The organism is Kocuria atrinae (genome assembly GCF_039531425.1).
Classification (GTDB): domain Bacteria; phylum Actinomycetota; class Actinomycetes; order Actinomycetales; family Micrococcaceae; genus Kocuria; species Kocuria atrinae.
Genome location: NZ_BAAAQA010000021.1, coordinates 1 through 11,809, shown reverse-complemented (window position 1 = coordinate 11,809; position 11,809 = coordinate 1). Strand labels below are relative to the sequence as shown.

The window sequence follows — 11,809 nt, the reverse complement described above, 5'->3', positions numbered from 1 at the left end:
CTCCCCGGAAGAAGGAACTGATTTCTCAGTCCAACTTCCGGGGAGCAGTTCAATCACCGGTGACGGGGTTCTTTCAATGCTCGGCCCTGTCGGCCGGCTCGCTCTCCCTACCCGGGGATGCCGCCGTTCGGTTCAGTCTTGCGCGCGGCGCTCAAGAGCCTCGCGCACTACGGCCGCACTGTCCCGCGGGGTGAACCCGGTGGCTTCAAGTGCCGAAATGTCCAGACAGCTGTTGGACGGGCGCGGAGCAATGCCGGTCTTCCCCGCCGTGTACTCTTCGGTGCTTACCGGGGTCACTCGCTGGGGATCGTGGCCCAGTTCCTCGAAGGTCAGCCGCGCAATCTCCGCCCAGGTGGTCGGTTCCCCTGAACCGGTGAGGTGATAAGTCCCGAACTCGGCCTCGTTGTCGATCAGGTGAATCAGACCCGCCGCCAAATCCGCGGCCGATGTCAGCCGCCCGTGCTGGTCGGAAACCACGGATGGGTCCACCCCGTTGTCTGCGAGCTTGGCCATGGTTGCCACAAAGTTGTGGCCCGTGCCGATGACCCAGCTGGTCCGCACCAGGTAATGCTTGGACCACGTGGTCACCGCGCATTCACCCGCGGCCTTGGACTGGCCGTAGACCGAGACAGGGGCCGGAGCGGCGTCGGGCTTGTAGTACTCCCCCAGTGGCAGTTGCCCGTCAAAGACGTAGTCCGTGGACACGTGGGCCAGTGGAATCCCCGCCCGCTGGCAGGCTGCGGTTAGCGCGCTCACACCAGTGGCGTTGGCGGCCCAGGCCTCGGTGCGCCCCTCCGGGGTTTCGGCGGCATCCACGGCCGTGTGAGCGGCCGCGTTGATCACGGCACGGTAGCGGCGCAGCCCCTCGCCCGAGCGAATGCCCTCCGGCCAGCCGCACGGGCGTGCGAGATCCAGTTCGGAACGCGTGTGAGCGGTGAACGGTAGATTCCGCTCCGTCAGTTCACGGGTCAGGGCCGAACCCAGTTGTCCACCGGCCCCGATCACCAGAATCGGGGCTGGCGGCAGCGGCTCGACGTCCGCGAGCAGCGGGTGGTTGCGGTCCTTCTCGGACAGCTCCGCATGCGCCAGGTCGATGGGCCACTCGATGGCCAGCTCGGGGTCCGCGAGGTTCACAAAGCTGTAGGCCGATTGCGCGTCCGCGGACCAGTGGTCGGTCACCAAGTACGTGTAGGCGGTGGCATCCTCAAGGGTTTGGAATGCGTTGCCCACCCCGCGCGGGACGAACACCGCGGTGGACGGGGTGATCTCATGAGTGACCACTGTCCCGAATCCGGGCCCCCGTCGTAGGTCCACCCAGGCACCAAAGATCGACCCCGTGGCCACGGAAACGTATTTGGCCCACGGTTCAGCGTGGATGCCGCGCGTGGTGCCCCGGGTGCCATTGAACGAGATGTTGTTCTGCACCGGCACGAAATCCGGCAGCCCCGCTGCCGTGGCTTTGGCGCGCTGCCAGTTCTCCTTGAACCACCCTCGGTTGTCACCGGGGCGGGGTAGATCGACGATCAGCAGACCGTCGATGGCCGTCTCATGGACCTCCACCCGAGCCGCGCTCATTGTCCGGCCTCCCGGTACTTTGCTTCGGTGGCTTCCTTGACGGGTTCCCACCAATCGCGGTGTTCCGTATGCCAGTCAATGGTGTTCCGCACACCGGATTCGAAGTCCGTGAACTGCGGCTCCCAGCCCAGTTCCCGATGGGTGCGATCGCCGTCGATCGCGTAGCGGGGGTCATGTCCGGCACGGTCGGTCACGTGGTCGAATTCGTCCTCGGGGCGGCCCATCAAACGCAGAATGGTGCGCAGCACTGTGAGGTTGTCCGCTTCACCGTCCGCGCCGATCAAATAGGTGCGGCCGATCTCTCCGGCTTCCAAGACCCGCAATACGGCGGCGGAGTGGTCATCGGCGTGGATCCAGTCGCGCACGTTCTGCCCGGCACCGTAGAGCTTGGGCCTGATGCCGCTGAGCACGTTGGTGATCTGGCGCGGAATGAACTTCTCCACGTGCTGGTACGGCCCGTAGTTGTTGGAGCAGTTGGACAGCGTGGCCTCCACCCCGAACGAGCGAACCCATGCGCGGACCAATAGATCGGAACCCGCCTTGGTCGATGAATACGGGCTGGAAGGGTTGTAGGGGTCTCCTCCGTGAACTTTGCCGGATCGTCCAGTTCCAGATCCCCGAACACCTCGTCCGTGGACACATGATGGAATCGTGTCTCGTGCCGGCGCACTGCTTCCAGAAGCGTGTACGTGCCGATCAGATTCGTGTGCACAAAAGGCCACGGATCACGCAAAGAATTGTCGTTGTGGGATTCTGCCGCGAAATGCACCACGGCATCCGAGTCGCGGACCAGAGAATCCACGAGTTCGGGATCCGCGATATCCCCCACGACCAATTCGCACCGTTGCGGGTCCACACCGTGCAGACTTGCACGATTTCCTGCGTAGGTCAGCTTGTCCAATACCGTCACGGAATAATCCGTGTGTTCGAGCACGTGACGGACAAAATTGGATCCGATGAAACCCGCGCCCCCGGTGACAAGAAGATTTCCCATAATGGCTAATGCTAGGGGCGTTTCAGGAACGGATCTGGGCACTGCTCCCGAGTGTCTGCGAGTTGTTCCCGCCAGCAGGTGCGCTCAGCAGATCCAGCGCCGTGCGAAGTCGCGTGGACGAGGTGTGCACCGTGTACGGAAAATACACGACCTCCACACCAACTTCCGAGAAGCGAGCCTCCAGGTCACGACCGCGCGGGGTACCTTTCCAATCGTCGCCCTTGAAGAACCGGTCGAAGCGCACGTGAGCCCAGGTATCCAACTTGTCCTTGACCGATTCGATGTGCACCTCGTCCACGAATTTCACGTGGGACACGATCTCTGCACGCTCGGCAGCGGGCACCACCGGGGCCCGGCCCTTGGTCAATTCCAGCATTTCATCGCTGACGACTCCCGCGATCAGGTAGTCGCAATGACGTTTGGCCTGGCGAAGGATGTTGAGGTGACCCACGTGAAAGAGATCGAATGCCCCGGCCGCATAACCCACCACACTCCCCTCGGACAGTCCCCGCAGTTCCGCAGCAGAAAGTCCTAATCCACTGTGCCCGTGTTGGTTGTGCTCCCCGGATAAAGAAGTGGTGTTGCGCTCAGCCGCCATGTTTCCCCCCTAATGATCAACGCCGCGCGGTCCCCACCGCGCAGAGTGCTGTTACCACGGTAGCAAGATCGAGAAGAATTTAGAGACTGTTCACCCAATGGGCCGCCGAACGGTGGACAAATGTGTGTTTGTGCTGTCCACACTTGCGCGGATTTATCCCCAATTCCGCGATTCCCGCTGGCCCGCCCCACACGACCGGGCGCATAGTGAGTGGTGAGGTCGGTGAGGGGACCGTCCGGGGAGATCACGTTATGGGGCAGATCCAGTTGAGCGAGAATACGATCCAGAGAAACAGGCCAGGGCACGGCTCGCACGGTTCACGAGCGGTCACGATACTCACGACCATGCTCACACTGCTGATCCTGGTGGCACTGGGTGCGTTAGTGCTCAACTACGTCAGCAACGCACGCCCCCAGGTGGCCACCACGGCGCATGCGCAGCACAGCATCTCCGACAATTACTACCCGCCACACAAACCCGGGCGCGCCTGACGGCTACCGCGCTGCTTCGTCCGGCTGAGATTGCGCAACAGGGAAGATCGCGTCGAGAACCTCGCGTGCCCACGCCAAGATCGCCTCGTCCACGAGGTCCTTGCCCCCGATCCGATCCGTCTTGGGCTTGGGAATGAGTACCATGTGCCGGTCCGTTCCCGGGATCGCCTTGATCTGTGAACCCTGGTACATGCGCTTGAGCCGCATCTCGCGCGACTCCGGCAATTCGGCCGGTGCGAACCTGATCATGTTGCCCTGAGTGGCCACATCCGTGAGCCCTGAAGCCCGCGCCAGGATGCGCAATCGCGCAACGTCCAGCAGGTTCTTGACCGGGGTGGGCAGGGGCCCGTAGCGGTCTTGAAGCTCCTCACCGGCTTCCACAACGGCCTCTTCCGTGGCCGCGTTGGCAATGTTGCGGTAGGCCTCCAGGCGCAGCCGCTCCCCCGGCACGTAGTCGTGGGGCAGGTGGGCGTTGACGGGCAGTTCGATCTTCATTTCCGACGGCGCCTGATCCTGATCGCCGCGGTACTCGGCCACAGCCTCGCCCACGAGTCGCAGGTACATGTCGAAACCGACTCCTGCGATGTGACCGGACTGTTCGCCGCCCAACAGATTGCCCGCGCCTCGGATCTCAAGGTCCTTCATGGCCAGTTGCATACCCGAACCGAGTTCGTTGTGCGCAGCTACGGCCTTGAGTCGCTCCAGCGCGGTCTCGCTCAGGGGCTTCTCCGCCGGGTACAAGAAGTACGCGTAAGCGCGTTCCCGGCCGCGCCCCACGCGACCGCGCAGCTGATGCAGCTGGGACAGCCCATAGCGGTTCGCGCCGTCCACGATCAGCGTGTTGGCATTGGCAATGTCCAGGCCGGTTTCCACGATCGTGGTGCACACCAGCACGTCGAACTTCTTCTCCCAGAAGTCCACGATGATTTGTTCCAGCCGAGATTCGGTCATTTGACCGTGGGCCACGGCGATGCGCGCCTCGGGAACCAATTCGGCGAGCGCCTTGGCCTGGGCCTCGATGGACGACACCCGGTTGTGGATGAAAAACACCTGCCCCTCGCGCATCAGCTCACGCCGGATGGCCGCCGAAACCTGCTTCTGGGTGTACGGACCCACGTACGTGAGCACGGGGTGGCGTTCCTCGGGCGGGGTGGCCAGTGTGGATGTCTCACGGATGCCCGTCATGGACATCTCCAGGGTGCGCGGAATGGGAGTGGCGGACATCGCCAGTACGTCCACATCCGTGCGCATGGCCTTGAGCTTTTCCTTGTGCTCCACGCCGAAGCGCTGTTCCTCGTCGATGATGACCAGACCCAGGTTCTTGAACTGCATTTCCTTGCTGAGCAGTCGATGCGTACCGATCACCACGTCCACGGCGCCGGAGCGCAAGCCCTCCAGTGTCGCCTTGGACTCCTTGGCCGTCTGGAACCGGGACAGCGTGGCCAGGCGCACGGGGAAACCGGAGAACCGCTCCGCGAACGTCTCGGTGTGCTGCTGGGCCAACAGCGTAGTGGGCACCAGAACGGCCACCTGCTTGCCGTCCTGCACAGTCTTGAACGCCGCCCGCACGGCCACTTCGGTCTTGCCGTACCCAACGTCACCGGAAATCAACCGGTCCATGGGAATGGGCCGCTCCATGTCCGCCTTGACCTCGTCGATCGTGGTCAGCTGGTCCGGGGTCTCGATGTACGGGAACGCCTGTTCCAGCTCACGCTGCCACGGGGTGTCCGGGCCGAACGCATGGCCCTTGGACGCCATGCGCGCCGAATACAGCCGGATCAGCTCGTTCGCGATCTCCTTGACGGCCTTCTTGGCACTGCGCTTGGTCTTGTTCCAGTCCGAGCCGCCCATCTTGGACAACGACGGCGCTTCCCCGCCCACGTAGGAGCTCACCTGGTCGAGCTGGTCCGTGGGCACGAACAACCGGTCGCGCGGTCCGTTGCGCTTGGACGGCGCGTACTCGAGCACCAGGTACTCGCGCATGGGCTTGGGCTGGCCCGGAGTGATCATGGCACCAGCAATCGGGCGCTGCACGAGTTCGATGAACTGGCCGATACCGTGCTGCTCGTGGACCACGTAGTCACCCTTCTGCAGGGTGAGCGGATCCACCTGGTTGCGCTTGCGCCGTTGCGGCAGCTTACGCATGTCCCGGGTGGTGTACGCGGTGGAACGACCGAGTACGTCCGCTTCGGTCAGCAGAGCGATGCGCGGACCCTCGAAAACGAATCCGTGGCCGGCGCGCGCGGTCGTGAGCTCCACCAGCCCCGCCTCGAGTGTCTCGTCAATCGTATCGAACCGGGCGGCCGGAATTTGAGCACCGTGCAGGAGCTCGCTGAGTCGGTTAAGGGGCCCGGGGCCGTCGGTCACGAGCACCACTCGCCAGCCTTCGGACACCCGGCCGGCCAGGAACTCCAACATGGCATCCACGTCTCCGGAGAAACGTGTTGGCTCACGAGCGGCCACCGTGAGGGTGTCAGCATCCGTGTCCGCCAGGCGGACTTCCTCCTCCGTGGAATCTGCATCGATATCGCCCACGCTCACGGCATTCACGTTGAGCCCGGTGATCGACCACCAGCCCACCGAACGGTCCAGTGCCAACTGCCGGGTTTCGGCAATCTCGTGGAACGACCCGGCCGCTAGGCTTCGCTCCTGGCCGTCCTCGGAGTCCACCGCCGTATTGAGGTCCAGCGGGGCATCGCTGCCGCCGGAGGCCGATTCCCACGCGGCCATGAGGAATTCCTGGTTGGTCGCCACCAGATCGTGTGCGCGAGCGCGCACTTTCTCGGGTTCGATCACCACGGTCATGGATCCCTCGGGCACCAGGGACAGCATGGGGACCATGTCGTCCGCAAGCAGCGGAGCAAGCGATTCCATACCCTCCACGTACTGGCCGCCCGCAATGCGTTCGAGGATCTCTCGGCCGCCGGGCAACTGGTCCTTGAGCTTGGCGGCCCGGGACATGACCGTGGGGGTGATCAGCAATTCGCGACACGGTGAGGCCACGACCCGGGCGGGGTGTTCCGTGCCGACCACGGTGCGCTGGTCGGCCACGGCGAACCAGCGCATTTCGTCCAGTTCGTCGCCGAAGAACTCCAAGCGCACCGGGTGGTCCTCCGTGGGCGGGAAGACGTCGATGATGCCACCGCGCACGGCGAACTCACCGCGTTTGGTGACCATGTCCACGCGTGAATAGGCCGCGTTGGCCAGGTCCTTGATGAGCTGGTCGAACGCATACTCTTGGCCGGCCACCAGAGTGACGGGCTGCATGTCACCGAGGCCGGCGACCACGGGTTGCAAAACAGAACGCACCGGCGCCACGATCACGCGCAGCGGTGCGTCAGTGGCTTCCGGGTGCGCGAGTTTACGGAGCACACTTAGACGCTGGCCCACGGTGTCAGAACGCGGTGAGAGCCGCTCGTGGGGCAACGTTTCCCACGAGGGGAAGTTCATAACCTGCTCAGCCGGCAGGTAAGAAGCCAGTGCCGCCTCTAGATCCTCTGCCTCACGGCCGGTCGCGGTGACCACGAATGTCACGGGAGCGGCACCGGTTGGTGAGCCGGCGGCGTCGTCATGGAGACCCGCCACGATTTGCGCCAGGATGGGTGCGCGCAATCCGTCCGGGGCGCTGATGATCGTTTCGCTCGATCGTTCGGCCGGCGGACGCGAGGCCTGCGCAAAGATATTGGCGAACGTGCGGTCCTCGGTGAGCGCGGTGTGCAAACCGGTCAGGGACATGTGCGGGTGACTCCTGGTGTGGGCGGCAAAATCCCCTCAGAGTATCGGGGACGCGCCCAAGCCTACTCGCCGTCGCAGACACCCTCAGCTCGTACGCTGGAGGCATGAACGCTTCCGCCAACGCACCGTTGACCGGCCGCACCGTGGCCATCACCGCGCACCGCCGCGCCGAAGAACAAGCGGGTGCCTTTGAACGGCAGGGCGCCCGCGTGCTGCACGCTCCCGCGCTCAAGCTGGTGCCCAGCGACCAGGACGACGCCGTTCTGAGCGCCACCCGCGACATTCTCGCCTCGCGCCCGGAGACGGTGGTCATCACCACGGGGTACGGGCTCAAGCGGTGGGTGACCGTGGCCGAAACCGCGGGGCTGCGCGATGACCTGGTGGAACTGCTGCGCGAGACCACCGTGTATGCCCGCGGGGCCAAGGCCAAGGGGCAACTGCAGTCGCTCGAAATCCCATGCGAGTACACGGGCCAGTCCGGGCGCACCAGCGAACTCGTCGACACGTTGCTGGCGCGGGATGCACGCGGCACGGTCGCCGTCCAGGTGCACGGCATTACCGACGATCAACAACTCTCACGCTTGTCCCAAGCGGGTTTCCGGGTCCTGACCGTGGCCCCGTACGAGTGGGCTTCCGCGGACGAGGGTTCCCGACTGGCCGATCTGACCCGCTCGATTGCCGCCGGTGAGGTGGACTACGTAACGTTCACCGCCGCACCAGCCGTGGACGCATTATTCGATGCCGCTCGGACTGCGGGAACTTACGAATCGCTCTTAGGCGCGCTGAGGGGTGGCCGTTGTACCGCGGTAGCCATCGGACCCGTGTGCGTTCAGCCGCTGGAAGAAGCGGATGTGCTCGCCGTGGTCCCCGAACGGTTCCGGCTGGGAGCCATGGTCCGCGCGGTGTCCGAGCATGCCCGGTCGGAGAGTCTCCCCGAGGGCTCGTAGGGCGGGCCCACTGAGCTGAACGCTCGTGAGTCTTACTCCTGTGCCGAGGGCCCCCTTGTCCCCCTTAACCGTGAACGGCCTGCTCATAGTGTTCGATCACGAGTTCGATGAGCTCGGGCGGCGTGGGCGCATCGGGCGACAACAGCGGGGCCGCGGTGATGTCCGCGCCGGCCTTGACTGTCTTGTTATGGAAGAATCCCGGGGCCAAGAGGTAGGTGGCCACCAGAACGCGACCGCTTGTGCCCCCTCGGTTCGCGTCCGAGGAACTCCCCGCGGACCTCGGTGATTCCCGGGCCTCAGCGACTGCGTCATGAACCGTGGGTTCTGCGGCCGAGAGGAAGGCCACGCGGACCGGCACGCCCAGCTCGTGAGACAGCTGATCGGCGGTGACTCGGCAATCGCGCACGGCGTCCGGTTGTGACGATCCGGCGGCGGCCATGATCACGGTGTCGGACTCGCTCATCGGCTCAGCGTTGACATCTTGCATGGCCTCGCGCAAGCGGCGGGCCATAACCGTGGCCAAGCGCGGATCGGGGCCGAGGGCTGCGGCCACTCGATGATCCGGGTTTCCCTCAATCGCTTGCGCCATATCCACATACACGTGATATCCGGCCGACAGCAGGAGTGGCACGATCACGGAGGGCGCCTCCCCAAGAGCTCGCGTCCGCTCCATCAGGTTGGGTTCCTGGACATCGACCCATGTGTCGATCACGGGAACGGATTCCAGCTCATTGCGGACGGCCGCAACGAGCTGCGCGACGGCGGCCTGCCCGGAGGCGTTTCCCGTGCCGTGGGAGCAGGCCAGCAGAACGGGTTGCGCCGCCAACGTTTCCGGCGCTGCGTCATCAGACGATGCGGGCACCTGCGAAGCCGGCAGACCCGAGCCCGGCCGAGCGCCGTCGGCGAGCGCGTGGACTACCGCTCCGATCACTGTGACCGCCGGGGACGCGCAGCCTGCGGCGGCGGTGTCCACAACTGCGGTGGCGAGGGTGCTGAACGTGCTGCGCTCAGCGGAGCTGAAGCCCTTTTCCAGAACGGCCAGCGGGGTGTCTGCGGCCAGCCCGTGGCGCGTCAGTCCGCTGACGGTTTGCGGCAGGGTGGCCACGCCCATGAGCAACACGATGGTGGCCCCGGATCGGGCCAGCCCCGCCAAGTGTTCCAGTTCGTCCTCGTCCAGGGGGTCGTGGCCGGAGACCACGGTGAAGGACCGGCTCAGTTCACGGAACGTCACCGGGATCCCCGCGTTCTCCGGAACGGCCACGGCGGAGGTGATCCCGGGGATCACGTGAACGTCCACTCCGGCTGCGCGACAGGCCACGAGTTCCTCGCCACCGCGCCCGAACACGAACGGGTCACCGCCCTTAAAGCGGACCACCGTCTCCCCCGCCAATGCCGCATCGATCATCAGGGTCTGGATCTCGGACTGCGGAATCGGGTGGTGCCCGGGCCGCTTGCCCACCGGCACCACCCGCACTCCGGGTGCCAACTCGGCTGTGACGGCCGGGGCGAGGCGGTCAGCGAAGATCACGTCCGCGTGCGCCAACGCGTGCAATCCGGCGGCGGTGATCAACCCCGGGTCACCGGGGCCACCGCCCACCAGCGTGATGCTGCCTCCGGTTCGTTCCGGCACCCGTTCCACGCTCACCGGTAGTGCGACACCGGCGGCCGCGAGCGCACGGCGCCATGCGGCGGCCCCGGTTTTTACCGCGGAATCGCTGACAGCGGGCAGGGCAATGACCACGAAACCCGCCCCGCTCAAGGCCTGCGCTGACAAGTTTTCCGGGCGTTCGATGTCCACGATTCCGGCGGCGGCGCGCTGGTAGGTGGCTCGCAGCGGCGTCGTCAGTCGCCGCGGCCCCAGGAGGGCGACCGTAACGGAGCTGAGGTCGACGTGGGCGTGCATGAACTCTCCCGGGAATTGAAGCTGAACCCCGGGTGTCCGGGGCGGTCCGCACTCGATGCTATCGGTGCAGGCTCCTGATTCCGCAGGCCACGCGTTCCTCTACCGCCAGCGTTACTCCTCGTGACGGATCAGCGTGTGTCAGCGGCGCATCTGCTCGTTGTAGCCCACGCTGCGATCCACGGCCCGTTGCCGGTTGACCAGCCAACGCGTACCTCCCGGCAGGTTGGCGATCGCGGACTTGAACCGTACGCGGCGTTGCGTGGGCATCATTTCGGCGGCTCGCTTGAGGTGCTCCTTGGCGTCCTCACCGCGGCCGTCACGCAGCGCCTGTTCCGCTTCCGACGCCGCCGCGAGCGGGGATCCGTAGTTGAGTCGCCGCATCAGCTTGGTGCGTTCCTCCGCACTCAACTTCCCGTCGAAGCGACGCAGAGTTTTCTGCAGGGCCATTTCCTCGCCCGCGGCCATCCGGTCGCGCTGGGACTGCATGGACCCGCCCGTCCAGGAAATAATGTTGGTGACCTCGTCCACGCGGTCGAAGCGCCAGCCGAAGTAGATAGCGCGCAGCCACAATTCCCAGTCCTCCACGAAGACCTGCTCCGGGTCGAAAACGCCCACCTCCATAAAAAAACACCGGGGGAACAATCCGTAAAGACTGCCGATGTTGTACTCGAGAATCACCGACCGCTGATCTGCGGGATTCGGCATCTTCTCGCGGTACTGCAGGCGACCGGCGTTAATGCCTCCGGTCGTGCATTGAAAAGCGTTGGCGTACACCACAGTTCGCGAGCCACTCTCGTTGGTGTCCAGCTCCTCGTAGCGCTCCAGGAGCGTGCTCAAGTGGTGCGGCAACATGGTGTCATCCGCATCGAGGAACGTGATGAAGTCACCGGTGACCAACTCCAATGCCCGGTTACGCGCTGCACCACACCCAGCATTGTCCTGCCGGAGCACGCGCACTTCACGCCCCGGGCGGCTCAAAGCCTCGTAGCCCTCGAGCACCCGTGAGGTGTGATCCGTGGAACCGTCATCCACGATGAACAGTTCGATGTTCGGATGGGTCTGCCGCAGCACACTGCTGATGGCCTGACCCACCAGATCCTGACCGTTGTACACCGCGATCACCACGCTGATGAGCGGATGCTCGAGCTTCATTCCTGTGTTGTCGTCCACGTTGATTCCCCCTGAGTTCGTGGGCACGCTCTCCCCCGCGTGCCTGATATCCAGTCTAGGAAGAGAACGCGTGTGAACACGTCCGGGAATTCGTCCACACATAGGGGCACGAATCGGTGAAATCTGCGACCACACCGAGCCAGAAGCCGTGCGGTGTCGTTACAGTTTTATGAGTAAACACTTTGGGGAACGACCCGAACCGCTTTCGCGCGGGTCGTGAGCGTTTGCATTTATATAAGGGGGAGATGAGTGAATCTCAATCAGTACATGCGCTGCTTGAAACAGCAGTGGTGGATCGTTGTCCTTGCCGCGGTACTGGGACTATCGGGCTCTTCAGAGTTGAGTGTGGGCGCGCCGGTGGTGCGGGGTAGCTGGGGATAGACGTCGAGGTCCTCG

At 64.5% G+C, this 11,809-nt stretch carries 7 protein-coding genes and 1 pseudogene; 2 read left to right on the top strand and 6 right to left on the bottom strand.

Annotation, left to right across the window (positions count from 1 at the left end):
* Window positions 1-132: 132 nt before the first annotated feature.
* From ABD283_RS10705 to ABD283_RS10695, 3 genes and pseudogenes are all read right to left on the bottom strand, one after another.
* On the bottom strand, window positions 133-1,575 hold the full coding sequence (locus ABD283_RS10705) for a sugar nucleotide-binding protein (protein ID WP_344224995.1): 1,443 nt from the start codon (window positions 1,573-1,575) through the stop codon (window positions 133-135).
* Window positions 1,572-2,569, bottom strand: a pseudogene (rfbB, locus tag ABD283_RS10700) (dTDP-glucose 4,6-dehydratase). The gene ABD283_RS10705 and the pseudogene rfbB overlap by 4 nt, the downstream one beginning before the upstream one ends.
* Before the next feature lie 22 nt (window positions 2,570-2,591).
* Complete coding sequence (locus ABD283_RS10695; protein ID WP_344224996.1) at window positions 2,592-3,059, bottom strand: FAD synthase family protein; 468 nt, start codon at window positions 3,057-3,059, stop codon at window positions 2,592-2,594.
* Window positions 3,060-3,511: 452 nt separating this feature from the next.
* Between ABD283_RS10695 and ABD283_RS10690 the strand changes: the two genes are divergently transcribed.
* Window positions 3,512-3,658, top strand: coding sequence for a hypothetical protein (locus tag ABD283_RS10690; protein WP_344224994.1), 147 nt, complete (start codon window positions 3,512-3,514; stop codon window positions 3,656-3,658).
* A 3-nt stretch (window positions 3,659-3,661) separates the two neighbouring features.
* Here the strand turns inward: ABD283_RS10690 and mfd are convergent, their stop codons facing one another.
* On the bottom strand, window positions 3,662-7,393 hold the full coding sequence (gene mfd, locus ABD283_RS10685) for a transcription-repair coupling factor (protein ID WP_344224993.1): 3,732 nt from the start codon (window positions 7,391-7,393) through the stop codon (window positions 3,662-3,664).
* Between the two features lie 104 nt (window positions 7,394-7,497).
* Between mfd and ABD283_RS10680 the strand changes: the two genes are divergently transcribed.
* Window positions 7,498-8,340: a uroporphyrinogen-III synthase gene (locus ABD283_RS10680; RefSeq protein ID WP_344224992.1), complete on the top strand. Its 843-nt coding sequence runs from the start codon at window positions 7,498-7,500 to the stop codon at window positions 8,338-8,340.
* A 64-nt stretch (window positions 8,341-8,404) separates the two neighbouring features.
* On the opposite strand, the gene cobA is transcribed toward ABD283_RS10680, so the two are convergent.
* On the bottom strand, window positions 8,405-10,243 hold the full coding sequence (gene cobA, locus ABD283_RS10675) for a uroporphyrinogen-III C-methyltransferase (RefSeq protein ID WP_344224991.1): 1,839 nt from the start codon (window positions 10,241-10,243) through the stop codon (window positions 8,405-8,407).
* 138 nt (window positions 10,244-10,381) lie between these two features.
* The gene (locus ABD283_RS10670; RefSeq protein ID WP_344224990.1) at window positions 10,382-11,440 is read right to left on the bottom strand and encodes a glycosyltransferase family 2 protein; all 1,059 of its coding nucleotides are present in this window, start codon (window positions 11,438-11,440) and stop codon (window positions 10,382-10,384) included.
* Window positions 11,441-11,809: the final 369 nt, after the last annotated feature.

What these genes read in the sequence shown, in the direction of transcription:
- ABD283_RS10705 (WP_344224995.1), bottom strand. Translation starts at nt 1,575, where the DNA reads ATGAGCGCGGCTCGGGTGGAGGTCCATGAGACGGCCATCGACGGTCTG.
- ABD283_RS10690 (WP_344224994.1), top strand. Translation starts at nt 3,512, where the DNA reads ATGCTCACACTGCTGATCCTGGTGGCACTGGGTGCGTTAGTGCTCAAC.
- mfd (WP_344224993.1), bottom strand. Translation starts at nt 7,393, where the DNA reads ATGTCCCTGACCGGTTTGCACACCGCGCTCACCGAGGACCGCACGTTC.
- ABD283_RS10680 (WP_344224992.1), top strand. Translation starts at nt 7,498, where the DNA reads ATGAACGCTTCCGCCAACGCACCGTTGACCGGCCGCACCGTGGCCATC.
- cobA (WP_344224991.1), bottom strand. Translation starts at nt 10,243, where the DNA reads ATGCACGCCCACGTCGACCTCAGCTCCGTTACGGTCGCCCTCCTGGGG.